Source organism: Haladaptatus sp. DJG-WS-42 (assembly GCF_037198285.1).
GTDB lineage: Archaea > Halobacteriota > Halobacteria > Halobacteriales > Halococcaceae > QDMS2.
The window spans coordinates 1,800,707-1,823,145 of sequence record NZ_CP147243.1 but is presented as its reverse complement, the minus strand read 5'-3'; the positions used below and the strand labels follow the sequence as shown (position 1 = coordinate 1,823,145).

Annotated in this window: 27 protein-coding genes and 3 tRNA genes; 14 read left to right on the top strand and 16 right to left on the bottom strand. The window is 60.6% G+C overall.

The window, feature by feature from the left end:
* Nucleotides 1–7: 7 nt before the first annotated feature.
* From V5N47_RS10030 to bcp, 3 genes are read left to right on the top strand one after another with little or no spacing between them, the layout of a single operon-like run.
* Nucleotides 8–142: a hypothetical protein gene (locus tag V5N47_RS10030; RefSeq protein WP_338727240.1), complete on the top strand. Its 135-nt coding sequence runs from the start codon at nucleotides 8–10 to the stop codon at nucleotides 140–142.
* A 39-nt stretch (nucleotides 143–181) separates the two neighbouring features.
* Entirely contained in the window at nucleotides 182–1,450 is a 1,269-nt protein-coding gene (locus V5N47_RS10025) for an MFS transporter (RefSeq protein ID WP_338727239.1), read from the top strand.
* 24 nt (nucleotides 1,451–1,474) lie between these two features.
* Entirely contained in the window at nucleotides 1,475–1,930 is a 456-nt protein-coding gene (gene bcp, locus V5N47_RS10020; protein WP_338727238.1) for a thioredoxin-dependent thiol peroxidase, read from the top strand.
* Here bcp and V5N47_RS10015 read toward each other — a convergent pair.
* The 4 genes from V5N47_RS10015 to V5N47_RS10000 all read right to left on the bottom strand — a co-directional run bounded on the left by V5N47_RS10015 (nucleotide 1,927) and on the right by V5N47_RS10000 (nucleotide 4,266).
* Nucleotides 1,927–2,703: a helix-turn-helix domain-containing protein gene (locus V5N47_RS10015; protein ID WP_338727237.1), complete on the bottom strand. Its 777-nt coding sequence runs from the start codon at nucleotides 2,701–2,703 to the stop codon at nucleotides 1,927–1,929. The genes bcp and V5N47_RS10015 overlap by 4 nt on opposite strands.
* A gap of 294 nt (nucleotides 2,704–2,997) precedes the next feature.
* A complete protein-coding gene (locus V5N47_RS10010; protein WP_338727236.1) occupies nucleotides 2,998–3,411 on the bottom strand; it encodes a hypothetical protein in 414 nt (137 codons plus the stop codon).
* A 2-nt stretch (nucleotides 3,412–3,413) separates the two neighbouring features.
* Nucleotides 3,414–3,746, bottom strand: a complete 333-nt coding sequence (locus V5N47_RS10005) for a hypothetical protein (RefSeq protein WP_338727234.1) — start codon at nucleotides 3,744–3,746, stop codon at nucleotides 3,414–3,416.
* 34 nt (nucleotides 3,747–3,780) lie between these two features.
* Entirely contained in the window at nucleotides 3,781–4,266 is a 486-nt protein-coding gene (locus V5N47_RS10000) for an Lrp/AsnC ligand binding domain-containing protein (RefSeq protein ID WP_338727233.1), read from the bottom strand.
* 187 nt (nucleotides 4,267–4,453) lie between these two features.
* Here V5N47_RS10000 and V5N47_RS09995 point away from each other — a divergent pair, with 187 nt between their 5' ends.
* Nucleotides 4,454–5,386 carry an EamA family transporter gene (locus V5N47_RS09995; protein WP_338727232.1) on the top strand — a complete coding sequence of 311 codons (933 nt, stop codon included), beginning with the start codon at nucleotides 4,454–4,456 and terminating at the stop codon, nucleotides 5,384–5,386.
* Nucleotides 5,387–5,399: 13 nt separating this feature from the next.
* Here V5N47_RS09995 and V5N47_RS09990 read toward each other — a convergent pair whose 3' ends face one another.
* Together V5N47_RS09990 and V5N47_RS09985 are read right to left on the bottom strand one after the other, a co-directional pair.
* The gene (locus tag V5N47_RS09990) at nucleotides 5,400–5,708 is read right to left on the bottom strand and encodes a hypothetical protein (protein ID WP_338727230.1); all 309 of its coding nucleotides are present in this window, start codon (nucleotides 5,706–5,708) and stop codon (nucleotides 5,400–5,402) included.
* A 42-nt stretch (nucleotides 5,709–5,750) separates the two neighbouring features.
* The gene (locus tag V5N47_RS09985; RefSeq protein WP_338727229.1) at nucleotides 5,751–6,329 is read right to left on the bottom strand and encodes a DUF6663 family protein; all 579 of its coding nucleotides are present in this window, start codon (nucleotides 6,327–6,329) and stop codon (nucleotides 5,751–5,753) included.
* 78 nt (nucleotides 6,330–6,407) lie between these two features.
* Between V5N47_RS09985 and V5N47_RS09980 the strand changes: the two genes are divergently transcribed.
* Both V5N47_RS09980 and V5N47_RS09975 read left to right on the top strand, forming a co-directional pair.
* Nucleotides 6,408–7,328, top strand: coding sequence for an ABC transporter substrate-binding protein (locus V5N47_RS09980; protein ID WP_338727228.1), 921 nt, complete (start codon nucleotides 6,408–6,410; stop codon nucleotides 7,326–7,328).
* Entirely contained in the window at nucleotides 7,325–7,738 is a 414-nt protein-coding gene (locus V5N47_RS09975; RefSeq protein WP_338727227.1) for a desampylase, read from the top strand. The genes V5N47_RS09980 and V5N47_RS09975 overlap by 4 nt, the downstream gene beginning before the upstream one ends.
* Here the strand turns inward: V5N47_RS09975 and moeB are convergent.
* A complete protein-coding gene (gene moeB, locus V5N47_RS09970) occupies nucleotides 7,721–8,542 on the bottom strand; it encodes a molybdopterin-synthase adenylyltransferase MoeB (protein ID WP_338727226.1) in 822 nt (273 codons plus the stop codon). The genes V5N47_RS09975 and moeB overlap by 18 nt on opposite strands.
* 76 nt (nucleotides 8,543–8,618) lie before the next feature.
* Here moeB and V5N47_RS09965 point away from each other — a divergent pair, with 76 nt between their 5' ends.
* On the top strand, nucleotides 8,619–9,275 hold the full coding sequence (locus tag V5N47_RS09965; RefSeq protein WP_338727225.1) for a type 1 glutamine amidotransferase: 657 nt from the start codon (nucleotides 8,619–8,621) through the stop codon (nucleotides 9,273–9,275).
* On the opposite strand, the gene V5N47_RS09960 is transcribed toward V5N47_RS09965, so the two are convergent.
* Nucleotides 9,260–10,597, bottom strand: a complete 1,338-nt coding sequence (locus tag V5N47_RS09960) for a cobyrinic acid a,c-diamide synthase (protein WP_338727224.1) — start codon at nucleotides 10,595–10,597, stop codon at nucleotides 9,260–9,262. The two genes, V5N47_RS09965 and V5N47_RS09960, sit on opposite strands and share 16 nt — an antisense overlap.
* Before the next feature lie 120 nt (nucleotides 10,598–10,717).
* Here V5N47_RS09960 and V5N47_RS09955 point away from each other — a divergent pair, with 120 nt between their 5' ends.
* Together V5N47_RS09955 and V5N47_RS09950 are read left to right on the top strand one after the other, a co-directional pair.
* The gene (locus V5N47_RS09955) at nucleotides 10,718–11,833 is read left to right on the top strand and encodes a PGF-CTERM-anchored ABC transporter substrate-binding protein (RefSeq protein ID WP_338727223.1); all 1,116 of its coding nucleotides are present in this window, start codon (nucleotides 10,718–10,720) and stop codon (nucleotides 11,831–11,833) included.
* Nucleotides 11,830–12,714 (top strand): ABC transporter substrate-binding protein, encoded by an 885-nt coding sequence (locus V5N47_RS09950; protein ID WP_338727222.1) that lies wholly within the window; start codon nucleotides 11,830–11,832, stop codon nucleotides 12,712–12,714. The genes V5N47_RS09955 and V5N47_RS09950 overlap by 4 nt, the downstream gene beginning before the upstream one ends.
* A 50-nt stretch (nucleotides 12,715–12,764) precedes the next feature.
* Here V5N47_RS09950 and V5N47_RS09945 read toward each other — a convergent pair whose 3' ends face one another.
* Complete coding sequence (locus V5N47_RS09945) at nucleotides 12,765–13,241, bottom strand: dihydrofolate reductase (RefSeq protein WP_338727221.1); 477 nt, start codon at nucleotides 13,239–13,241, stop codon at nucleotides 12,765–12,767.
* Nucleotides 13,242–13,414: 173 nt separating this feature from the next.
* On the opposite strand from V5N47_RS09945, the gene V5N47_RS09940 reads away from it, so the two are divergent.
* Both V5N47_RS09940 and V5N47_RS09935 read left to right on the top strand, forming a co-directional pair.
* Complete coding sequence (locus V5N47_RS09940) at nucleotides 13,415–13,789, top strand: VOC family protein (protein WP_338727220.1); 375 nt, start codon at nucleotides 13,415–13,417, stop codon at nucleotides 13,787–13,789.
* Between the two features lie 115 nt (nucleotides 13,790–13,904).
* On the top strand, nucleotides 13,905–14,858 hold the full coding sequence (locus tag V5N47_RS09935) for a 3-hydroxyacyl-CoA dehydrogenase family protein (RefSeq protein WP_338727219.1): 954 nt from the start codon (nucleotides 13,905–13,907) through the stop codon (nucleotides 14,856–14,858).
* 109 nt (nucleotides 14,859–14,967) lie between these two features.
* Here the strand turns inward: V5N47_RS09935 and V5N47_RS09930 are convergent.
* Nucleotides 14,968–15,042: transfer RNA gene (locus tag V5N47_RS09930), tRNA-Ile, on the bottom strand.
* Between the two features lie 485 nt (nucleotides 15,043–15,527).
* On the opposite strand from V5N47_RS09930, the gene V5N47_RS09925 reads away from it, so the two are divergent.
* Nucleotides 15,528–16,016, top strand: a complete 489-nt coding sequence (locus V5N47_RS09925; protein ID WP_338727218.1) for a hypothetical protein — start codon at nucleotides 15,528–15,530, stop codon at nucleotides 16,014–16,016.
* A 154-nt stretch (nucleotides 16,017–16,170) separates the two neighbouring features.
* Here V5N47_RS09925 and V5N47_RS09920 read toward each other — a convergent pair.
* Nucleotides 16,171–16,273 (bottom strand) — tRNA-Asn (locus tag V5N47_RS09920).
* A 99-nt stretch (nucleotides 16,274–16,372) separates the two neighbouring features.
* On the opposite strand from V5N47_RS09920, the gene cca reads away from it, so the two are divergent.
* Entirely contained in the window at nucleotides 16,373–17,734 is a 1,362-nt protein-coding gene (gene cca / locus V5N47_RS09915; protein ID WP_338727217.1) for a CCA tRNA nucleotidyltransferase, read from the top strand.
* Here the strand turns inward: cca and V5N47_RS09910 are convergent.
* The 4 genes from V5N47_RS09910 to V5N47_RS09895 all read right to left on the bottom strand — a co-directional run bounded on the left by V5N47_RS09910 (nucleotide 17,713) and on the right by V5N47_RS09895 (nucleotide 21,237).
* Complete coding sequence (locus V5N47_RS09910; RefSeq protein ID WP_338727215.1) at nucleotides 17,713–18,726, bottom strand: histone deacetylase; 1,014 nt, start codon at nucleotides 18,724–18,726, stop codon at nucleotides 17,713–17,715. The genes cca and V5N47_RS09910 overlap by 22 nt on opposite strands.
* Nucleotides 18,723–19,154 (bottom strand): histone, encoded by a 432-nt coding sequence (locus V5N47_RS09905; RefSeq protein WP_338727213.1) that lies wholly within the window; start codon nucleotides 19,152–19,154, stop codon nucleotides 18,723–18,725. Before V5N47_RS09905 ends, V5N47_RS09910 begins: the two co-directional genes overlap by 4 nt.
* A 66-nt stretch (nucleotides 19,155–19,220) precedes the next feature.
* Entirely contained in the window at nucleotides 19,221–20,612 is a 1,392-nt protein-coding gene (locus V5N47_RS09900; protein WP_338727212.1) for a single-stranded DNA binding protein, read from the bottom strand.
* Between the two features lie 133 nt (nucleotides 20,613–20,745).
* The gene (locus tag V5N47_RS09895) at nucleotides 20,746–21,237 is read right to left on the bottom strand and encodes a twin-arginine translocation signal domain-containing protein (protein ID WP_338727211.1); all 492 of its coding nucleotides are present in this window, start codon (nucleotides 21,235–21,237) and stop codon (nucleotides 20,746–20,748) included.
* A gap of 166 nt (nucleotides 21,238–21,403) precedes the next feature.
* Between V5N47_RS09895 and V5N47_RS09890 the strand changes: the two genes are divergently transcribed.
* A tRNA-Arg gene (locus V5N47_RS09890) sits at nucleotides 21,404–21,476 on the top strand.
* A gap of 366 nt (nucleotides 21,477–21,842) precedes the next feature.
* On the opposite strand, the gene V5N47_RS09885 is transcribed toward V5N47_RS09890, so the two are convergent.
* The gene (locus V5N47_RS09885; protein WP_338727210.1) at nucleotides 21,843–22,226 is read right to left on the bottom strand and encodes a hypothetical protein; all 384 of its coding nucleotides are present in this window, start codon (nucleotides 22,224–22,226) and stop codon (nucleotides 21,843–21,845) included.
* Nucleotides 22,227–22,439: the final 213 nt, after the last annotated feature.

Sequence of the window (22,439 nt, the reverse complement as noted above, 5' to 3'; positions counted from 1 at the left end):
CTCTCGCATGGACCTGAGTCTCCTGGTCGTGGGGGCGTTTTTCGCCATTCTCGCCGTCCACCAGTGGCTTCGCTGGCGGTGGCGGGCGGCGTGGTTCGACCGCGTCTGGCTCGAAGTAGATGACGAGACAAAACGCCAGTAGCGTGAAAACCGCTATCGTGCTCGCGGCCTGACCTATCGTATGGCAGGCGACGGCGTCCGTGCGACGCTCCGGGAGGTTGCTGGCCTCGAACGAGACGTACTCGTACTTTCGATTGCGATGCTCGCGTTCAGCCTTTCGTACCAGATGACCGACCGCTACATCGCCGCCTACTTACAGGCGCTTGGCGCGGGTGCTGGCGTCATCGGCGTGTTCGGGAGTTTTAAACAGTTTATTGCTGCGGTCTATCCGTACCCGGGCGGAGCGATCTCTGACCGCATCGGGACGCGCCGCGCGCTCACCCTGTTCGGCGTGCTCTCAGTTGGTGGCTTCATCGTCTGGTTTCTCGCGCCCGGCCTCGGCGGCCCACTCCCGGCGTGGGCGTGGCTGTTCGTCGGCCTCGTACTCGTCCAGGCGTGGAATTCACTCGGTCTCGGGGCGACGTTCGCGCTCGTCAAACAGAGCGTCGATGCGACTCACCTCGCCCGTGGCTTTGCGGCCACCGAAGTCGTTCGACGCGTCGGGTTCCTGCTCGGCCCGCTGTTTGCGACGGCCATCTTCGCGGTCACCGTCGGCTTCATCGACGGCTTTCAGGCGGTGCTCGTCGTCGCCATCGGCTTCGCCGTGCTCGCCACGATTGCCCAACGCGTCCTCTACAACCCCGCCGGCGACACGGTTGGCACGGCATGGAGCGGCCTGAGTTCCGTCCGCGACGACCTCGCATCGCTTCCGAAACCGTTGCGTCCGCTCCTCGTTGGGGACACGCTCGTTCGATTTGCCAACGGCATGGTACACGTGTTTTTCGTCCTCGTCGTGGTTGACCAATTACAGGTGAGCGTAACCCTGCCGGTGATTGGTTTGCTGCGCCCGGAAGCCTTCTTCGGCGTCTTACTCGCCGTCGAGATGGCGGTTGCCCTGCTTGTGATGCTCCCGAGCGCGTGGGTGGCAGACCGTCGCGGGCTGAAACCGGTCGTTGCCACCGGGTTTTCGGTGTACGCGCTCACTCCGATTCTCCTGATTTCCGTGCCCGCAGACGCCGCACTCGTGGCACTCGTGTTCGCCTTTTCGGGGCTGCGGTTCGCTGGGCTTCCCGCGCACAAGGCGCTCATCGTCGGCCCGGCACAGAACGGGGCTGGCGGGCGAGTGACCGGAGCGTACTACTTGCTTAGAAACGCACTCACCGTGCCCGGCGCGGCGGTTGGCGGGCTGCTTTACAGCCAGTCACCGACGGTCGCGTTCACGATTGCGACCGTGATTGGTCTCCTCGGAACCGGCTACTTCGTCGTCTTCGGCGTCGAGCCGACAACATAATGTCGTGGCTCCCAAAGCAACGATATGCTCGAAATCGGTGACGAAGCTCCCGGGTTCACGCTGCAAAACCAAGACGGCGACGACGTTTCGCTCACAGACTACGCAGGCAAGCACGTCGTAGTTTACTTCTACCCGCGGGCGGACACGCCCGGTTGTACCACCGAAGCGTGCGGGTTTCGCGACGCGTGGGACGCCTACGAAGAACGGGACGTGGCGGTGCTCGCCATCAGCGACGACCCCGTTTCCGACCTGAAAAAGTTCGAAGCAAAGTACGACCTGCCCATTCAACTACTGAGCGACGAGGACGGTGAGGTGGCGCGGGCGTACGATTCCTACGGCGAGAAGAACATGTTCGGCAAGACATTCGACGGCGTGTTCCGCAACACGTACGTTGTCGGACCGGAGGGAACCATCGTTGACGCCTACGAGAAGGTGTCGCCGGAGGGACACGCAGACGAACTCCTCGCCGCGCTCGACTAGGCGTTTACGAGGGTGGCGTTTTCTCGGTAGCGTTCGAACTGCGCACGTCCCCACGAGACGGCCGCTGAGTCGTCGTTTGTGAGGAACGCTCGCATGTGTTTTTGTTCGTCGTAGAGGCTAACTGTGAGGAACTCACGCGGCGCTTCTACGACCATGAGTTCAAGGAGGAGGGGGTCGGTGGTCGCAAAGAATCTGAAGTTTTCGACGGCGAACACGTCCGTGAGCAACGCATCGTATTCGCTGAGCATGTACTCTACAACCTCGCTGGTGGTCACCAAATCCGCGTCCAGTGTGCCTGCAAGCAGTTCGTCTGAAAAGAGGTCGATATAGCGCGACCGTGGGATTGGCGAGAAGCCAATGAGTCGGTCTGCGTTTCGCACAACGCGCTCGAAGGCGGTGACGGGGCGGTCTGGGTCGTGGGCTGTGGCGTGGACGACTGCTGCGCCTGCGAGGACGTGCGTCGGGATGTCCACCTCACGCGGGAGCGCTGAAAGCGATGGCTGGAGGTCACAGAGCGTTTCTAAGTCGTCGGAAAACGAAAAATAGGACTCAGCGACCGCACGCCCAAACGTCGTGAGCGCATAGGAGCCGTCTACCTGTTCGATGAGTCTGAGCGCCTCAAGCTCGCGCGTCCCCCTGTAAACGGTGGAGCGAGAGGCACCGAGCGCGTCCACGAGGTCGCGCGTGTCGTGTGGTTCCGCTCTGAGACAAGAAACGATCCCACGCCGCTTTTCGACGGTAGTCATCGCCTCGCGTGGTTCCGGTGGACCCATTCCGAATTAGCCAACACTCGTCAGATGAATAAAGCGTTCGGATACCCGCTATTCAACTTCCAGTCTTGCGATTTCTGCTTCGCCACAATAGGGACATTCGCTAAACGCAGACTCGACGGTTGTTCCACACTCTCTGCACTCATAGACCACGGGGTCGTCGTTGACGGTGAACACGGTTTTTACTCGATTAAACACTGAAATCTCCCCTGACCGTTATTCAGCTATTACAGGCATACCACTATAATTATGCAGTCATTAGGCGCGACAATCAGCTGAAATGAACAGTCGCAAAACTTATCTATAATCAACTGAGAGCGCGTCGTCTGACGACGCTTTTGTGCGTGAATAGGAAGGTAGCGCGTGGCGAGCGACCGCAAACGCCTCAATGCGGATGACAAGTCGCCCACCCGGGAGTGTCGCGCGCAATACCGGCCCCGTACTGGTCACAATAACGTAGGGTGGTGCGGCGACTGGGGAAGCTTGCATCCGTTCACCACCGGCTTCGACGGCTTCGGCAAGCATCGTCGGGTAGCGCTCGAGTACGCCACGTTTGGTGAGCAAGGCGCGAAGCGGTTTTACGACCTGGGCGCGGTCGGTCACGGTTTCACCGTCCCACGCCTTGCTCACGGCATCCGCGCACTGAAGCGTCTCCGCGATGGTTTCGCCGTGGGTGTCGAGCAGGAAGCGTCGAACTGCCACCGTATCCATCGTCAGTCCTCTACGGTGTCCAGGACGTACTTCGAGAACCCGACTTCCGTGAGGTCTTCTGCGTCTAACGCTTCGAGCCAGCCTTTCTCCACGTGCCATGTCCCACGGAGTTCGCCGTCGGTGTCCGTGACGCGTGCCTCGATACGGCGTGGGTCATTGCTTTGTTCGCGGTAGACAGTGATGACCTGGCCAACGCTCTGTTGGGGGACGCCGGTTCCCGGCGCAACTGTCTCGTATTCGAGGACGAGGGTGTCTGCGGTGACCGTCGCGTCGGTGACGTACACGCCGAAACTCATCAGGTGCGTTTCGAGGGCGTCTGCGAGGGCATCGCTCATGGTCGGACGGAGTGCGGGCAGGTACATAATTTCCCTACTCTTCTGCGAGTTCCGCGAGGAGGGTTTCTAAGGTGTAGCTTTCGAGCGCGCGCTTGCTGTCGCGGAGCGTCGAGATGACGAACGTGGAGTTCGTGCGTTCGACTTCTTCTAACGACTCGAAATCCGTGATGAGCCGCTCGACCTTATCGGAATCAGAGAGCTGGGCGATGACGATGAAGTCGGTCTCACCCATCGTGAAGTACGCCTTCGTCACGCCCTCGATAGCGAGAATTTTCTCTTCGACGTCCTGATGTGGCCCGTGGTAGTCGGTGAGCACTTCGGCGAGCACGGTGACGCCAAGGCCGAGGGCCTCCAAATCGAGGTCGTAGAGGTCGTTCGTGATGACGCCGTTTTCCTTTAACTTGTTCAGCCGGTAGTGAATCGTCGAGACGGGGATGCCCGTTTCCTCGTGCAGTTTCTCTGGACTCCCGGTTTCTAAGTCAGCAATTGCCTTTAAGAGCGTAATATCGCGCTCGTCCATTGTCCACCTCGAGGGGAGCAAGCGGGTTGAATCTACCCCATCCCAGACGATGGCTCACACACCCAATTTATCAGGATTAATTACCCATAGAAATCAGTATTTTCGAGTTCTATCAAATTTTTCTCTAACTCAATTCCAATTGTTTGTAGAAGAGTTTAAGAACGACCAGCATTTTGCTAGAGCTATCATGAACAAACGCATCCTCGCAATGTTCGCCCTCTTGGCGACGTTCTGGGGCACCTCCTTCGTCGCCATTGAAGTGGGGCTCCACGCGTTTCCACCACTGCTGTTCGCCGCCCTGCGCTACGACGTCGCTGGGCTGATTATCCTCGGCTACGCGCTCTGGACCACCGACCAGTGGCTGCCACGGGCAAAAACCGAATGGCTCCTCGTCACAATCACGGGCGTCTTCATCATCGCCGCCTATCACGGCCTGCTCTATCTCGGTGAACAACACGTCCCTGGCGCGATTGCCGCGGTCATCATCAGCCTCTCGCCCATCCTGACCGCCGTGTTCGCAAGCGCACTGCTCCCGAACGAACGCCTGCGCCCGCTTGGGGTGGTTGGCCTGCTCGCGGGCCTCGTCGGTGTCGTCATCATCGCAGACCCGAACCCGAACAACCTGCTCTCTTCGGGCATGCTCGGCATCGTCCTCGTCTTCCTCGGCGGCGCGAGTTTCGCCCTCGGGTCGGTGCTCACCCGGCCGTTCAAAACCTCGCTCCCGCTCGCCACGCTCGAAGGATGGGCGATGCTCGTCGGGTCTGGTATCCTTCACGTTGTCAGTTTCGCCCGCGGTGAGTCGTTTGCCGCCATCGAGTGGACGCTTCCCGCCGTCACGTCGCTCGTCTACCTGACGCTCATTTCGGGGGTTGTCGCGTTCTTGCTCTACTTCGAACTGCTCGACATCCTCGGGCCAATCGAAATCAACCTGATTGGCTATTTAGAACCCGTCGTCGCCACCGTGATGAGTTTCGCCCTGCTTGGCCATGTCATCGGGACGACGACCCTGACGGGATTCGTCGCCATCTTCATCGGCTTTGGCCTCATCAAACGCGACGCCCTGCACGCGGTGCTCACGGTTGCATCGACGCGGGCGCGACAGACCGCACAGCGGTTCTAAAGGAAGGTGAAAATTACTTGAGCGACGCTTCTTCTTCGCCGTGTTCTGAGTAGGCGGCGTAGCGAAGCAGGTTCAGGCTCCACTCCTCGGGGAGGTCTTCGATGAGGGCGGTCACGTCCTGTGATTCGTAGTCGCCTGCGAGGATTTCTGCGACGAAGTCTGCGGCTTTGCCGTACGCAATGGACTTGCCGAGGGCTTCGCCCTCTTGCGCTTCTGTCCATTCGTCTGCGAACTCGATGGTTTCGAGTTTGTGCGCCCCCGAGAGAATGCGCAAACGGAGTCTGAGATTTTCGAGCGCCTTGCGGTCGGATGAATCTTGCATGGGTGTTGGCGTGTCGTAAGGCGTCCGGTGGTATAAAATCCGCTACCGCCGCGGGCAGTCGTAGGTGTCCCGAACCGTGTCCGCGAGCATCCCGCCCTTGTCGAGACAGAGGTAAACGATGACGAACTGTTCGACTTCGGGATTGAGCACGAACACCTCGTAGGGCGGAGCAGTCTGCTGTTCTAAGCGTTCTACGAGTGGTTCGAGCGGTGTGATGCCGTCGCGGAACTCCGAGAAGATGTCGCGTTCGCCCGCCTGTTTTGCGAAGGTGTAGACGACGCCGTTTGGCTCGTTGTCGGTGCTGTAGGTGACCGTCGAGTTCATTCCCTCGCCCATGGATTCGCCCTCCTGCCACGTGTCTTGGGCCGCCTCGAAGATGTTGGTCGCGCCGTCTACGAACTCGAACAGGGTCTCTGTGAGCACGGACACGTCCGTCACGCGGGGCGTCCCATCCTCCCATTCGACCGTCGCCTCGATGGTGTAGCCCGGTTTGAGGTCGGCGACGGTCGCGTCAACCGTCACGTAGGTCGGGTCGTAGGAGTCCACGTCGAGGAGGAGGAGTTCGCGCTCCTCGCGCGTACTTTCGAGGACGCGAAACGTGCCGTTCGTCGTCACCTGCATGCTCGGCGGTAAGCCGGGGAGCCTCTTGAACCGCCCGTCTCGGGGATGGTTTACAAGCGCGCACAGCAAAGGCGACTCATGCGCATCGTCTCGTTGCTCCCCGCAGCCACTGAACTCTGTTACGCTCTCGGCGCAGAACCCGTCGGCGTCAGCCACGAATGCGACTTTCCGCCCGCCGCGCGCGACCAACCGAGCGTCGTTCGTTCTCGTGTCGATGCAAGTGCAGACAGCGAAACCATCGACGCACAGGTACAGACCGCGCTCGAAGCCCACGGAAGCGTCTACGAACTCGACCGCGAGAAACTCCGTGAACTCGACCCCGACTACATCCTCACGCAGGGCGTCTGTGACGTGTGTGCCGTCGATACCGAACTCGTCGCAGCCACCGTCCGTGACCTCGAACTCGACGCCGAACTCGTGACGACGGACGTCCATTCGCTCGCAGATTTGTACCGCGACCTGCAGAATCTTGGCGAGACAATCGGCAAAGAACAGACGGCAGCCCGAGTCGTCGCAGACTTGAAAGCCCGTGTCGCGGCAGTCGAACGGCGGGCCAATGAGTGTCCAGCAACACCCTCAGTCGCCGTCCTCGACTGGCTCTCGCCGGTGATGGTCGCGGGCCACTGGATGCCAGAACTCGTCGACCTCGCTGGTGGGACGTACCCACTCGCAGCCCCCCGCGACCAATCGACGCCCCGCGAATGGCAGGAAATTCGCGCCTGCGACCCGGACGTGCTCGTCGCCGCACCGTGCGGATTTAGCTTAGCACAGGCACAGGAAGATGCACAAATCCTTCCGGAGAAGTCGGGTTGGTGCGACCTCACCGCCGTCTCCGGAAACCGTGCCTCCGTCATGGACGGCCACCATCTCGTGAACCGTCCCGGGCCGCGCCTCGTGGACACGCTCGAACAGCTTGCCTGCGTGCTCCATCCCGACGAATTTGGCGAGCCAGACCGCGCTTTCGTTGCGGGCCTTTCAGGCGCCATGCCAACCCAATGATACAGTTCACCCCCGAAAGCTACGACGCGCTCGTAAACCACGCGAAAACGGGTGCACCCGAAGAGATTTGCGGGCTTCTCGAAGGGAAACGAGAGGGCGGCCATGCGCAGGTAACGACGATACATCCCATCTCGAATGTCGCCACCCACCGCGAGACGTGCTACACGCTCGACCCGGAGCAACAACTCGCGGCGATGGACGCAATCGAAGAACGTGGCGCTGCAGTGGTTGGCTTCTACCACTCACACCCTGCTGGCCCACAGCAGCCGAGTGCGACCGACGAAGCGCAGGCGACGTGGGGAGGGTATTCCTACGTCATCGTCTCGCTTTCCGGCAAGCCCTTCGTCGGGTCATGGGAGTGGACGGGCGAGGGCTTCGTACAGGAAATCGTCTCAGTCGGCGGTAATTGAGCAGGTTTCTGCGTACTCGACGTCGTGGATGGACTCGATGGCCGGGTCGTCGCCGCAGACGGGGCAGCCGGGATTCTTCTGGATGGTGACCTCTTCGAAGGTCATGTCCATCGCATCGTAGAACAGCAGGCGACCGGAGAGCGTCTCGCCTTTGCCCATCAGGTGCTTGACCGTCTCAGTGGCTTGGATGCACCCGACAGTACCGGGGAGCACGCCGAGAACGCCCGTCGTCGCGCAGTCTGGAACCGTCCCGGCGGGTGGTGCTTCGGGGAAGATACACCGGTAACACGGCGAGTCGTCCGTACCTGAGAAGGTCGTCACTTGCCCTTCGAAGCGATAAATTGCACCGTGGGAGAACGGTTTGCCCGCGAGCGTACACGCGTCGTTCACGAGATAGCGCGTCTGGAAGTTATCAGAGCCATCGACGACGAAATCGTAGTCTGCGATGAGTTCCTCGACGTTTTCAGGTGAGACGCGCAGTTCGTGGGTTTCGACCGTGACGTCGGGGTTGAGGCGGGCAACGTACTCGGCGGCACTCTCTGCTTTTGGCTTCCCGATGTCTGCGTCCGCGTGGATGACTTGGCGCTGGAGGTTGCTCCGTTCGACCACGTCGTCGTCTGCGATGCCGAGTGTGCCAACGCCCGCGGCGGCGAGATACTGGATAATCGGCGCGCCGAGGCCGCCTGCGCCAATGACGAGGACGCGCGAGTCGAGCAGGCTCTGTTGGCCCTCCGGCCCGACTTCGTCCATGATGATGTGTCTGGAGTAACGGTCGAGTTGTGTGGTGTCGAGGTCCAATCCCATGGCTGTCGGTTGGTGCGGGTGAAGAATAAACGCCCGGGTGGGCACGCTTATTTTACGGTGGTGCAAACTGCCGACAATGATTCTCGTCCTCGAAAACGAGGTTGACCCGGCCTATCGCTACTTCGGCGAGGCACTCGTCTCCCACCTCCCCGACGAGGAAGTAACCGTGTACGATTACCCCGCACGCGGTGGAACACCGTCACTCGACGGCGTAGAGGCGGTCATCATCGGCGGCAGCACTGCCGGCGTTTACGAGGCCGACGACCATCCGTGGATGGACGCAGAAAAGGGATTTATCCGCGAACTCGTTGCCAAGAACATGCCGACGCTCGGCATCTGCTTTGGCCACCAAATTATCAACGAAGCGCTCGGGGGGCGCGTCGAACACCGCAGCACGCACAAGGAACTCGAACGCATCGACCTCGCAGACGACCCGCTGTTCGAGAGTGTGAACGACGTTATTCCGGCCGTCCACGGCGACTACGTCGTCGAACCCGGCGAGGGGATGGCGACCCTTGCCTCTGCTGATTACTACGAGCACTTCGGTACCCGCCACCGCGACGCACCCGTTTGGACGGTGCAGTTCCACCCAGAATTCACTGAGGAGTTGCTCTCGCCTATCAGGCGAGACTTCGGCTGGGACGACAACGAGCGGTCGTTTGCTGCCGTGAACGCGGTCAAGATGCTCGGGAACTTCCTTGCGCTGGCCACGAGCCGTCAGCTACGAAACTGACGCGTGCCCACTGCATCGAGAAATCGGTCGAACGCGCCGCTTTCTGCGTGAACGTGTGCGTACGTCCCGAGCGTCTGATACTCCGTCATTCCCTCGTTCCCATCGATGCCCGTGCCACGTTCGACGTCGAAGGCAAATCGGGCGTCGCCGGCGGGCGTGGCGGCCGAGTAGTGAAACTCGTGGCCGCGGAGCGTGTCCCCTCGGTTCGCCGTCAGCGTGTCTTTGGTCGCCCGTAACTCGACGTGGTCGAGCGCCTGATACCGCTCGTGCATCGTCACGGCTGCGGGGAGGATGCCCGCCATCTCGTGGGTGGTGCCGTCGGTCGTCGTGAGCGATTCGGTGAGCGCCATGAAGCCGCCACACTCACCGAAAATCGGAAGCCCCTCTGTGGCCCGTGCAGCGAGCGCAGAGAGCGTGTCACTCTCTGCGAGCGCAGCGGCGTGGCGCTCGGGATAGCCACCGGGCAGATAGACGCCGTCGCACGAAGGGAGCGGGTCGCCGTCCGTGGGAGAGAACGTGACCACGGTCGCCCGCTGGCGGAGGCGTTCGAGCGTCGCCGGGTAGATGAAACAAAACGACTGGTCGCGGGCGACTGCGACCGTTGGCGCGGCTTCTGACGGGTCTGGCGCTGGCGCTCGTTCGTCTGCCGTGTGTTCTGCTTCGTACCACGCTGGTTCGCGGGCTACCTCCGCCAGTGCGTCGACACGAATTCCGTCTGCAGCCGCCGAGAGCGCCTCCGCAGAAAGTGGCGCTTCCTCGCCAAGATACAGCCCGAGGTGGCGCTCGGGGATGGTGAGGTCGTCTCGCGGTGGGATGAAACCGAGAAACGCGAGGGAGTCGGGAAGCGCGTCTCGGATGCCCTCGACGTGGCGGCCGGGGTGGGCACGGGTTGCGAGAATGCCGACCACGTCAATCGACGTGCCAGCCTGTGCGGCGTACTCCTTGAACCCGAGAGCGGTGGCACCGACGCTCTGCATCCCAGCGCTCGCGTCTACCACGAGCACGACGGGCAAGACGAGGTCGGCTGCGACCCGCGCGGTCGAGGTGTCGCCGTCGTAAAGGCCCATCATGCCTTCGACGACGCAGATGTCACCCGTCCCGCGCACGTAGTTCCGGCGCATTCCTGAACGACCTTGTAACCAAGAATCGAGCGTCCGCGAGGAGACGCCAAGCGTGGCGTGGTGTGACGGGTCGATAAAGTCCGGCCCGGCTTTCGCCGGTTGGACGGCGTAGCCCGCCTGCGAAAGCGCCCGACACACCGCGAGGGTGGCGACCGTCTTCCCGACGCTCGACGCCGTTCCGGCGAGAACAACCCCGCGCATCAGCGCCGCCTCGGCTCGTGTGGGTATCCCTGTCGCCAATCGACACAGCTGTGGCTCATTGTAGACAAATTTAATTTCATTAGATAAAGTTTTATTGTATTGGCCACGACGGCGTACTCGATGAATGAACGATTAGCAACCACAGTTGCCCTCGCACTTCTCGTGACCGTGACGCTGGTTCCAGCCGGTGTTACCGGCCACTCACAGAGTTCGAGCGCAATGACCGCCGACGAATGTAGCTTTCCGGTGACGCTCACCGACGCGACCGGGACGGACGTGACGCTTTCTTCTGCGCCTGAGCGAGTTGTCACGCTCAGCCCGAGTGCCGCCCAGACGATGTGGGAGATTGGCGAACGCGAGAAAGTCGTTGGCCTCACCAAGTACGCGGCGAATCTCGACGGTGCAGAAACTCGCATGAACGTCTCGACCAGCGAGAGCATCGTCAACATCGAAACGGTTGTTGGCCTCGAACCCGACCTCGTACTCGCGCCGAACGCGACCTCGAAGGACACGATTCGCGCCCTGCGCGCAGCCGACGTGACGGTGTACCACATCCACCGCGCAGAAACGCTCGCTGACATCGAACAGAAGGTGACGAACGTGGGTCGGCTCGTCGGAGCCTGTGACGGCGCCGCGAACACGGTAGCGACGATGCAACAGAACCTCTCGGTCGTTGACGCGGCGACCGAAGGCGAAGACCGGCCAAAAGTACTCTACAGTTTCTACGGCTACACCGCTGGGAAGGACACCTTCATCAACACGATTATCGAACGCGCTGGCGGCAGAAACGTGGCCGCAGAAGCCGGAATCGAAGGCTATCAGGTGGCGAATCCGGAGTTCATCGTGGGTGCAAACCCGGACTGGATTATTCGGAATACGGACACCCCAGCCGTCCCGAAAACGGACGCCTACAACGAGACGACCGCGGTGAAAGAAGGCAACGTCGTGGTGATTCAACTCGAATACCTGAATCGGCCTGCGCCGCGAACCGTTCGAGCGGTGACGAAACTGGCTGAAACGCTGCACCCGGACGCCTACGCCAAAGCGGAGGCGAACGCGAGTGCTGAGGCGTCGGTGAACACGACCACGACCACTGCGGCTACGACTACTGCAACGACGACCACCGACGCCACGGAAACGACCGAAACCACCGGCCCCGGCTTTGGGTTCCTCAGCGCGTTCGCCGCGCTTGCGGTGCTCTCAGTGAGTGCACTGTTCCGACGGGGGCGCAGATGAGCGACGCGCTGTTTCCAGCTAATCCAACCGCTGAACCGCGCGTGGTCTCGACCTCACCGTCTGGAACCGAGATTTGCTACGCGCTCGGCATCGAACCGGTCGCCGTCTCCCACGCCTGCGATTTCCCCGAGGCAGTCGGGTCCGTGCCGGTCATCGACCGCTCGCGGGTGACCGGCGAATCGAGCGCCGCACGACACGACTCGGTTGCCACGGCACGACGCGAAGGCGGCGTATACGAGCTAGACGTGGAACTGCTCGAAGCCTGTACCCCAGACCTCATCCTCAGCCAGTCGGTGTGCGGCGTCTGCGCCGTCGATGAGGCGTTCGTCCGCGACACACTCGATGATTCTGTGGCCACCGTTCTCGGCCTCAGCGCGAGCACTCTGTCTGACGTGTTTGAGTGCGTGGCACAGGTCGGCGCAGCGACGGGAACCGAAGCGAGAGCAATCGAGGTCGTCGGCCAGTGTCAACGTCGGCTTGCAGAGATTGCAGCGTCAGCGCCCGACGACCGACCGCGCGTCGCGGTCATCGAGTGGATGGAACCACTTCACGTCGCGGCGAACTGGGTGCCAGAAATCGTGGAAGCTGCTGGCGGGACGTACGGTCTCGCAGACCCCGGCGACCGAAGTGTCACCGTCGACTGGGCGGAGATACGCGAGTACAACCCTGACGTGCTCATCGTCGCACCCTGTAGCTTCGAGCCAGCCGAAACTCGCGCTCGACTGTCAGAGCTGACGAGCCGACCCGGTTGGGAGTCGCTTTCGGCCGTCCAGGCAGACCGGGTTCACGTCATGGACGGCACGGTGCTCAACCGCTGGACGCCGCGGCTCGTTTCGCTCACGGAGGAGCTTCGAAGGCTCCTGCATCCCTCGTCGAACTAACCGAGTTGTCGCCCGGTCGACTGCAGCTGGGTGCGCGAGTGGGACGGCGACTACACCCGAAGCCACTCTTGGAGCGTGAAGTCGTCGTATTCGGTTTCACTTTTGAGGTCCCACTCGGTTTCGTCCCACTCCGGATAGTACGCATCGCCCTCGTACTCGCCGGGCACACGACTCAGCACCATCCGGTCGAGGTGGGGTTGAAATAATTCGTAGATTTTCCCGCCGCCGATGACGTACACCGTCTCGTCGCCAAGCGATGTTGCGATGTCGAGGGCTTCCGCGACGGTGCTCGCGTGGTGGGCCGTCTCGACGTCGAATTCGCGTTCGCTTCGGCTCAACACGATTTGCGCCGTGCCGGGCAAATCCTCGCGCATCGAGTCGAACGTCTTGCGCCCGAGGATGATGGGGTGGGCTGCGATGCGGGCGCGATACTGCTGTTTGTCTGCAGGAATGCTCTCCCACGGAATCTCTCCGTCCTTCCCGATGACGCGATTCTCTGCGAGGGCGGCGACCGAAACGAGTTCCATACGGGGAGTGGAACAGCAGGGCAAAAAAGCGTATGCGAAGGCCGCAGACGGTTTCTGACCGGACGAGAGGGTGTGTCATTCGCGTAAACAGGCTGCAGCATACCGAGATACCCCAGCGATGCAGTTCCTACTGGTATCCTGAGTTTTAAGTCCGCGAGTGGTAATCGGAGGAAATGGACGTCATCCACACAGCAATCTGGGTTTCTGACCTCGACGCAACACGAGCCTTCTTCGTAGACGCACTCGGACTTGAAGAGAACTGGTCGTTCACACTCGACGGCATCGAGAACGTCTATATTGGAGGTGAACACGGGGAACTCCAATTCCGCTATGACCCTGACCACGCCACGCCGTCCCCGGATCGCGAGACCATCGACCACGTCGCGGTTGCCGTCGACGACGTTGACGCCGAGACAGCGCGAATGGTAGCTGAAACCGGCTGTGCGGTCATCGACGGTCCCCTGACCGTGGACGTGGCAGACGCCCGCATCGCATTCATCGAAGGTCCCGACGGCTACGTTGTCGAACTCGTCGAAGACCTGAGCTAACCGGACAACTCGGGTTCTCGCCGGTGGCTCGTATCAAACCATACTCTCACGAACAGCCACTCGCAGTAGTGTGGTTCATCCGTAGCTTTATCGTCCGTCTGTGCCAGTCACTGGCATGGCAACTCCACCGTCACACGTGGCAATCATTGGTGCGGGCAACATGGGCGCTGGGCTCGCCGTTCAATTCGCTCGTCACGGGACGTCGACAACACTCATCGACCATCGGCAATCGAACCTCGACACGGCTTGCGAGTCAGTCACGGATGCACTCACCTTCCTAGAGAAAGAGGGCTTGTTGACGGGAGCCAAAGCAGCCATCCGCGAATCGATTGACTACACACTTGAGACAGCCGCTGGCGTTGCCGACGCAGACCTCGTGTTGGAGACGGTGTCCGAAAATCGCGAGGTCAAGCGTGAGGTGCTTGAAACCGTTGCGTCAGCCGCCCCCGACGATGCAATTCTCGCGTCCAACACGTCCGGGATTCCGATTACCGAACTCGGCGAGTTCGTTCCCACTCCCGAGCGACTTGTCGGCTGCCACTGGTGGAACCCACCCTACTTGCTCCCGCTCGTCGAGGTTGTTCGAGGCGAAAAGACATCCCGTGAAACCGTCGAGCGAACCGTGGAGTTCGTTGAGGCAGTCGGACGCGATCCGATCGTCGTCGAGCGTGACGTTCCCGGCTTCGTCTGGAACCGAATCCAGTTCGCGGTTATCCGAGAGTGCACCCATCTGGTCGCAGAAGGAGTCGCCTCGCTTGACGACGTAGAGCGTGCGGTGCGAGATGGCTACGCACTCAGAACCGCGGCTGTTGGGCCGTTCGAGACCGCCGATCTCTCTGGCGTGGACCTGTTCCGCGATATTGCCAATACCATTTACCCAGCGCTATCCACTGCCACTGAAGCCGGGCCCGTGTTCGAAGACCGCATTGCAACGGGCGATACCGGCGTCGCGTCTGGCGCTGGCTTCCACACGTACGAAGAATCCCTCGCCGAAGCAATCCAGCGCCGGGACGAACGCGTTGCAGCCATCCAGCGTGCACGCAACGAAACCAGCGGCCGTGAGGACTAAGTGACGAATGGGTGTGTACTGCAGGATTTGAACCTCGGTCGCTATCGCTCCCTGCTTCAAAACCTTCGGGATAGATGATTCTCCGCTCAGAGTATTCGCGGAAGAATCATGGGCCCTGCAGGATTTGAACCAGCGCTCACCCGGTTATGAGCCGGGCGCTTTAACCAGACTAAGCTAAGGGCCCTCTGTTGGCTCATTTTCTCGTAAGTGTATTTAGCCTATCGCTTGACGCGAGGCGTCCACTCCAGACGTCGATTCCTAGCCAGACCGCAGTAGTAAAAGTGTGCCAGATGGTGTTAGAATAGCAAGTCGCTTGATTTTTCTACCCCGCGTGTCGAGCCGGTGGTTCTGGTTTGTGGAGGAATAACAAGTCAGATTTTGCTTGCCAGAATCCAATGATTCAAATAACAACCAGTAAACTAGACAACAAGTATGGAAAGAAGAATGTTTTTGTATTCGACAGCTTCTTGCGCCAGTCTGGTCGCACTTGCGGGCTGCACGGGAAATGAGAGAGCGACCAACGCAATCCCGGATAGCGAAACTACTGACTCGTCTGCTGAAACTACTGCTGCGAGTTCGACGCCCGTTGAAACAGCCACCTCTGCGCCAACAGAATCTTCGGACAACGAAGCCGATGGAGAGCTACAATCCGGGACAAAAGTGGGCGGGTTGACCGAACTGCACGATGCCACGACGTTCACACTGTACTATGCCGATGCAGACAAACAAGCCCCAGCAGTCTTAGCCGACGTGCGGGTCCCTTCGTACACAGCAACAGAAAATGACCCGACCGAGTTCTACTACCACGAAACAAAATCTGCGGAGATGGTTCAGATGCATCAAGAGTACTTGATGAAAATCGCGTACGATGCAGCCTCGGATGGCATGGAAAAGCTGAGTCATCCAAGTGGCGAGAATCTCAGTATCGAACACACCGGGGAGACAACTGCGGACGGAACCGCGCTCGTCCACCTGAACTTCGATTGGGACGGCAGAGAGACACCGTGGGCTGAGTACATCGCTGGCTCCGGCTACGGTGTCCTCACAAACGAGAACTCGAGGTATGCAGACGCAATTCAAGCAGCGCAGGATTGGGCCCGAGAGAACGACGAAGGGTTGTGGAAGTACAACAACACAGACGACCACCCCCACGAGTAGCCGCGCAGCTTAATCAGCTACTGAGCGCCAGTGCCAGGGCTCGAATCCACTCGCTCGCGCTACTCGCTCGTTATTCGAGCCTGTCGAATTTCGCTGTGACTACTCTCGGACGTGTTCGGAACAGGAGTTCCTCACGGAGTGAGAGTAGTAAAAGCGCCGTCGCCAGGGCTCGAACCTGGGACCACCTCGTGTCTGCGGCCCACAGAAGAACTGCGAACCTTAACAGCGAGGTGCTCTACCATCTGAGCTACGACGGCTTACGACTGCGTTTTCTGGTAGTGGGAGTTGCATGATATGGCTTTCGTTTTTTCCCTCGCATCGACACGCTTTCACTACCCCGCTGTCAATCCATTTCAATGACCGAGCGAGACGAATACGAGCGGGTGTTCGACGGCGTCCGGGACTGGGTCGAGCCCGACGCGGACGAACAGGCCCGACTCACCGAGGCAGCCCGGGCACTCCTCGACCGCACGCAGGACGCCATCGACGACCTCGCAGTCGAGGCTGACACCGTCCTCGTCGGGAGCACCGCCCGTGGGACGTGGATCAGCGGCGACCGAGACATCGACGTGTTCGTCCGCTTCCCTACAGACCTCCCCCGCGAGAAGTTGGAACGATTGGGGCTTCAGATTGGCTCGCAGGTGCTCCCGGACGGACACGAAGAGTACGCAGAACACCCGTACACGAAAGGTGAGTTCGACGGCTTCAGCGTCGACCTCGTCCCGTGTTACGACGTGCCGACGGCCTCTGACATCAAGTCCGCCGTCGACCGCACGCCGTTTCACACCGCGTATCTCGACGACCACTTGACGCCCGAACTCGCGGGCGACGTGCGCCTCGCAAAGCAGTTCCTGAAGGGCATCGGCGTCTACGGGAGCGACCTCCGCACTGAGGGGTTTTCCGGCTATCTCACCGAACTCCTGATTCTCGAATACGGCAGTCTGCTCGCGTTGCTCGAAGCCGCCGCCGACTGGAAGCCACCAGTGAAATTCGACCCGGAGAGCCACGGTCAGCGCAGCTTCACAGACGCGCTCGTCGTCATCGACCCGACCGACCCACTCCGAAACGTCGCGGCGGCCGTCTCGCCCGACAACGTCGCCCGACTCCAGCACTACGCCCGTGTCTTCCTCGAAGAGCCAACTGAAGCGTTGTTCATCGCCACCACGCCCGACCCGCTCACCGAAGACCAAGTTCGAATGGCCATCGAACGCCGTGAAACCGTTCCAGTCGCCATCTGCTTCGAGACACCGGACATCGTCGACGACCAATTGTATCCACAGCTACGCAAGTCCGTAGACGGGATGGCAAGTGAGTTGAATCGCAGAGGGTTTGACGTGCTCCGAACAGCAACGTTCGCGGCCGACACCTCCGTGCTGTTCGCTGAACTCGATATCGCAACCCGACCGGCTGTCGAACGCCACGAAGGCCCACCCGTCCACGTCAAAACTCACGCAGCGGGCTTTTTCGAGAAGTACGCAGACAACCCTGCTGTGTTCGGACCGTTCATCGATGGCGACCGCTACGTCGTCGAACGCGACCGAGAGTTTACGACAGCCAGCGAATTTCTGGAAAGCGACGCGCTCTTCGACGTGGCGCTCGGTGCAACCGTCCAGCGGCAGATAGAACAAGCGTACGAGGTACTCGTTGGTGGGGACGTAGCCGTACTCGCGACGGATTTCGGCGAAGCGCTCGCGCGTTATTTCTCGCCGAGGCCGTGAGCCTCCGCGGCCCGGTCGATGATGAGTTGGGCGCGTTCTGAGGCGTCGCCGTCTGGTTCGACCGGTTCGCGCCCATCGAACACCTCGTGTACCATCGTGATGCTTTCTGCGAGCGTGTCGAGGCCGTAGCCGCCTTCGAGGACGAAGCCGAGCGAGGCGTCCACGTCGTCGGCGAGCGTGCGAACGCGGTCGGTGAGGACGCCGTATCCTTCGGTCGAGACGCGCATGCGAGAGATCGGGTCGTGTTCGTGGGCATCGAAGCCCGCACTCACGAGCAGTAAATCGGGTTCGAACTCCATGAGGGCAGGGATGAGCAACTCCTCGAACGCACCGACGTATTCTGCATCACCACTCCCAGAGGGAAGCGGGGCGTTAAGCGTCGTCCCCGTTCCGTCGCCCTCGCCAGTTTCTTCGACCTCGCCAGTGCCGGGGTACAGCCCGGCTTCGTGGAACGACGAATAGTGGACATCGCCGCGCTCGTAGAAGATGTCCTGGGTGCCGTTGCCGTGGTGGACGTCCCAGTCGAAAATGGCCACTCGAGAGGCATCACCGCTGTCGAGCGCGGACTGGGCGGCGACTGCGGCGTTGTTGATGAAACAAAAGCCCATGGCGTTGTCGTAGACGGCGTGGTGGCCCGGTGGACGACCAATCGAGAACGGGGTGTTCCGGCCGTCTTCGCCGTCGAGGGCGGCGCGTGCGGACCATTCTGCGAGACCGGCGCTCTTGAGGGCGGCGTCCCACGTCGCTTCGACGGCGATGGTGTCAGGGTCCCACTCGCCGCCGCCGTCGGCACAGAACTGCTTGACGCGGTCTATGTACTCGTCGTCGTGGACGGCGCGGACAGCGGCTTCAGTCGCGGGGTCAGCATCGATGTACGAAACGCCGTGTTGTTTGGCAAGCCCCCGACGAATCGCGCGCAGACGGTCTGGACTCTCGGGATGGCGAACCCCCGTGTCGTGGTCCAGACAGACCTCGCTGTAGCCAAATTTCATTCAAAGAGTTCGAAATAGGTCTGGATGTCTTCTGCCTTGATGGTACGGCGGTTCGCGTGGCGGGCAAGCGTCGCGGCGGCGAGCGCGATGTCCTCTGCATAGTCTTCGAGGATGTCAGCAAGCGCGATGCGCGCGTCCATCGCCACGCGATATTTGTTGTCGATGCGGAGGCGTGCAATGCGGTCTACGGGCGCAATCGGCAAGGTCAGCGAATCCTTGTCGATGGCCTGTTCGACACCGAAATCCTGCGCCATCAGGGTTTTTCGACCATCCGCCGTCGCGTGCTCTGCGGCGTCTATCGCGAGCGTCGCACCGTGGCCTTGAATCCGGCGCGCAAGCTCTTCTGCGGCGTCAGCACTCACGCGAAGGGAGCCAGCATTGCGGCGTATGATGGTGTCTACCGGGGCGAACGGTAGCTCTACACTCATACCACAGAAGGGGATTGAGTGCCCCATAAGAGTTTCCGTCGGTCGCGCTACAGGGCGTTTTGCTGCTTAAAAGATGTCTGTGGCGTCGAGGCGACCGTCGCGCAGCTGGCCACGAACCGTAATCTCTTGGCCGAGCTGGACGGTCTGGGACGTTTCGACACTCATCGTCTCTTTGCCGTCGTCGAGGACAACTGGATTGCCCGCTTGGACGACCGTCCCAGTGAACTCGACCGTCTCGCCGTCTGTGTCGGCAGACTCGCCGTCGTCGGTATCGGGCTTGTTGCCGTTTGCGAACGCAGAGAGGCCCGTGTCTTTGGCGTCATCCGTGGAGTCCGTTTCAACTTCGCGGTCGGTGTCTTGCGTGACTGAAATCGTCGTCTTCCAGCCAGCCGAGGCCTCCATGTCCTCTTGCCAGCCGTCTTTGATTTCCACGTCTGCGAGGTGGACTTCGTCGCCGGGACCGATTTCGTAATCTGCTTTGTCACCCCAGAGCGCGACGCGGATGTCGCCGGTCGAGTCTTGGACGCGGATGTTCCGAACCTGTCCCTCGGAGCCGTCGTCACGGTCGAAGGTGCGCTTTGGGTCCGCAGACCGGACGACGCCGCCGATATCCGCGTTCATGCCGATTTCTACCTCCGAAATTGGCGTGGATTCGGGGACGTACTCGATGTCCTCGTCGATTGCTTCGACCTTGCCGCGGCTGCCAACGTGGAGTTCTAAGTTGCCGTCGCGCTCGCGGACGTAGCCATCGACGATTTCGACCGACGTGCCAGCGGTGAGTTCTTCTGCGCGATTCGCCTGCTCGTCCCAGAGCGTGATTCGGATGCGACCGGTCGGGTCGCCGAGTGTGAGATTCGAGACGCGCCCCTCGGAGCCGTCGTCACGCGAGAACGTTCGAATCGTGCCGGTGTCGAGCACTTTGCCCTGCAGGTTCACATCAGACAGGCCGAGTGAGAGCTTCTCGATGGTGTGGGTGTCGAGCACCTCGACGTCGATGTCTACCTCGTCGTCGGGTTCTGCTTGGTCGACGCTGACTTCAACGCCGTTGAAGCCCTCTTTCGGACGGCCTTTGATGCGCAACACGGTGCCGACTTCGAGCTGGTCGCCTGCGATGGCCTCTGCTTGCTCGTCCCAGAAACTGATGCGAATGCTTCCGGTTTCGTCTGCGACTTCGACGTTGATGACGCGCCCGTCTTCGTCCTCGCCGTCGCGCTCGAAGGTGCGCAAGTCGCCAATTTTCATGACCTTCGCGAGGAACTTGACCTCGTCTTGGCCGGGCTTGATGTCCGCGATGCCCTCTACCTCACCGTCCGCGAGTTCGTGCGCGATGAGCATGGCTGCCGTTTCCTCGTCTGCAAGCCCGCCCATCTGTTCGACCTTTGCGGCCACCGCTTCTCGAAACTCCTCCTCTGAGACGTCGGCCTCAAGGTCCCCATAGATGTCCTCAATATCGCCCATAATCGTACACTTCACCAAGTTATGGCCGCGCTTAAGCGTTGTCGTTGGCCGAGTAGACGCCTCTCGTCTGCCGATTTCAACCGGTCAAAAGTTGGGTGCATGAGGGACACTTGCGCCGCCATCTGCCTTGAACCTACGCCGACTGCGAGGCGCGGGCGACTTCGTGGGCTTCGCCGTTCGTGGTGTGGGTCACGACCACCGTCTCGGGGAGGCCGTTTTCAAAGCCAATCGACGCTTCGTACTGAATCTCCTGGATGCACTGGGCGCACATCGCGTCCTCGTCCGGTTGCTCGGTGACGACGTGAACGCTGAGCGTATCGGATTCGCCGTCGTAGGTCGCCGATTCGAGGGTCCCCGTGTAACAGGCACTCGGGCCGAAGATGATGCCCGAAACCTGCACCTGCGACTGGTCTGGTTGGTGGGAAACGGACGCCTCGCTCACTTCGCTGCCACAGTCTTTCGACAGCACCGTAAACGACGTGTTCGTGAGCGTGGGCGACTGCTCCGTCGTCGGGTCATCGGTCGTGTTCTCGCCACCAGTCCCGGGATTCGTCGAGCTCACACAGCCTGCGACACCAGCAACGCCACCCGCGGCGACGGCCACGAGGAATTTTCGACGGTTCATACCATCAGGTGAGTGGGATGTAATAAAGGTCGTTTGGGAGGTTCAAACGGCTCTTTCACATATCGGTCGGCGGCGCCCGCGAGTGAGTGACACCCGTGAAACCGACGGACGGGAGAAGGGCGTGAATCGTAACCCCTTTAACTCCGCCACGGGTACGTGTAGATGAGTCCTGATAGGGTAGTGGACTATCCTCCTGGCTTGCGGAGCCAGGGACCGGAGTTCAAATCTCCGTCAGGACGCTTCATTTCATTTCGCGCCCTGACTTGCTCTACGAGAGCGAATGCTCTCGTAGAACTCCGTCAGGACGTTTCTGTCGCGCACAACACCGAGGAGCGGAGCGACGAGGCTGTGCTCGACTGACCGTCACATGCGGAGATTTGAGCAGGGAGCGCCAGCGACCGAGTTCAAATCTCCGTGAGAACGCAGTTCTCACGGGCCTCACACGAGAGTGTGAGACTCCGTCAGGACGCTTCATTTCATTTCGCGCCCTGACCTGCTCTACGAGAGCAAACGATCTCGTAGAACTCCGTCAGGACGTTTCTATCGCGCATAACATCGAGGAGCGAAGCGAGAAGTGTGAGAGTACCAAATCGTGTGCGTTTTCTTCAGCTTGAAACGGGTGAATCGCGCGTATAGATGAGGTACCCAAGTGCGACGAGCAGGAGCACTTGGACCACCTTGTCGAACACGCCAATCGTGAAGTTAGGTGTCCCGGCAAGTATCCAAAGTGCGATTTGTCCGGCAACGAAGGGAATCCCAATCGCGTAGAGCAGGCGGCGGTAGATGTTCAGGAACATCGCGATAATCGCGGCGAAATAGACGATGCCCGCGAACAGGAACGGGAGTGGAAAGTTCACTGTGTAGAGGTAGATATGGACGAGGCCGGTGACCGCGGCGAGGGCGGCGGTGACCCAGTGGAGCCACGTGAGCGAGTCCATTCTGAAGCCAAAGCCTTCCTGTGCGAGGGTGCGGGATGGTTGGGTTGCCATGAGTCGTCTCACGTAGATTGCGGTGCCCAACACATTGCTATAGTAGCGTTAATTGCGAACGCTCACGCTAATCGAACCCACCACTCAGCGTGCTGGTGGCGCAGGAAAACCGCCCGCAAAGAGGACGATGGCAATTATTACCGCAGCAGTGTTGCACAATCTGAATGTCTGTACAGGGGGCAAACAACTATTTGTGAGGGAGGTCCCTACTAC

Coding starts and splice junctions, on each gene's coding strand:
- V5N47_RS09940 (WP_338727220.1), top strand. CDS start 13,415: ATGGACGTCATCCACACAGCAATCTGGGTTTCTGACCTCGACGCAACA.
- V5N47_RS10010 (WP_338727236.1), bottom strand. CDS start 3,411: ATGGATACGGTGGCAGTTCGACGCTTCCTGCTCGACACCCACGGCGAA.
- cca (WP_338727217.1), top strand. CDS start 16,373: ATGACCGAGCGAGACGAATACGAGCGGGTGTTCGACGGCGTCCGGGAC.
- V5N47_RS10030 (WP_338727240.1), top strand. CDS start 8: ATGGACCTGAGTCTCCTGGTCGTGGGGGCGTTTTTCGCCATTCTCGCC.
- V5N47_RS09995 (WP_338727232.1), top strand. CDS start 4,454: ATGAACAAACGCATCCTCGCAATGTTCGCCCTCTTGGCGACGTTCTGG.
- V5N47_RS10015 (WP_338727237.1), bottom strand. CDS start 2,703: ATGGGTCCACCGGAACCACGCGAGGCGATGACTACCGTCGAAAAGCGG.
- V5N47_RS09935 (WP_338727219.1), top strand. CDS start 13,905: ATGGCAACTCCACCGTCACACGTGGCAATCATTGGTGCGGGCAACATG.
- moeB (WP_338727226.1), bottom strand. CDS start 8,542: ATGGGATTGGACCTCGACACCACACAACTCGACCGTTACTCCAGACAC.
- V5N47_RS10025 (WP_338727239.1), top strand. CDS start 182: ATGGCAGGCGACGGCGTCCGTGCGACGCTCCGGGAGGTTGCTGGCCTC.
- V5N47_RS09950 (WP_338727222.1), top strand. CDS start 11,830: ATGAGCGACGCGCTGTTTCCAGCTAATCCAACCGCTGAACCGCGCGTG.
- V5N47_RS09905 (WP_338727213.1), bottom strand. CDS start 19,154: ATGAGTGTAGAGCTACCGTTCGCCCCGGTAGACACCATCATACGCCGC.
- V5N47_RS09900 (WP_338727212.1), bottom strand. CDS start 20,612: ATGGGCGATATTGAGGACATCTATGGGGACCTTGAGGCCGACGTCTCA.
- V5N47_RS09885 (WP_338727210.1), bottom strand. CDS start 22,226: ATGGCAACCCAACCATCCCGCACCCTCGCACAGGAAGGCTTTGGCTTC.
- V5N47_RS09960 (WP_338727224.1), bottom strand. CDS start 10,597: ATGCGCGGGGTTGTTCTCGCCGGAACGGCGTCGAGCGTCGGGAAGACG.
- V5N47_RS09955 (WP_338727223.1), top strand. CDS start 10,718: ATGAATGAACGATTAGCAACCACAGTTGCCCTCGCACTTCTCGTGACC.
- V5N47_RS09980 (WP_338727228.1), top strand. CDS start 6,408: ATGCGCATCGTCTCGTTGCTCCCCGCAGCCACTGAACTCTGTTACGCT.
- V5N47_RS10005 (WP_338727234.1), bottom strand. CDS start 3,746: ATGAGCGATGCCCTCGCAGACGCCCTCGAAACGCACCTGATGAGTTTC.
- bcp (WP_338727238.1), top strand. CDS start 1,475: ATGCTCGAAATCGGTGACGAAGCTCCCGGGTTCACGCTGCAAAACCAA.
- V5N47_RS09990 (WP_338727230.1), bottom strand. CDS start 5,708: ATGCAAGATTCATCCGACCGCAAGGCGCTCGAAAATCTCAGACTCCGT.
- V5N47_RS09965 (WP_338727225.1), top strand. CDS start 8,619: ATGATTCTCGTCCTCGAAAACGAGGTTGACCCGGCCTATCGCTACTTC.
- V5N47_RS09975 (WP_338727227.1), top strand. CDS start 7,325: ATGATACAGTTCACCCCCGAAAGCTACGACGCGCTCGTAAACCACGCG.
- V5N47_RS09985 (WP_338727229.1), bottom strand. CDS start 6,329: ATGCAGGTGACGACGAACGGCACGTTTCGCGTCCTCGAAAGTACGCGC.
- V5N47_RS09895 (WP_338727211.1), bottom strand. CDS start 21,237: ATGAACCGTCGAAAATTCCTCGTGGCCGTCGCCGCGGGTGGCGTTGCT.
- V5N47_RS09910 (WP_338727215.1), bottom strand. CDS start 18,726: ATGAAATTTGGCTACAGCGAGGTCTGTCTGGACCACGACACGGGGGTT.
- V5N47_RS10000 (WP_338727233.1), bottom strand. CDS start 4,266: ATGGACGAGCGCGATATTACGCTCTTAAAGGCAATTGCTGACTTAGAA.
- V5N47_RS09945 (WP_338727221.1), bottom strand. CDS start 13,241: ATGGAACTCGTTTCGGTCGCCGCCCTCGCAGAGAATCGCGTCATCGGG.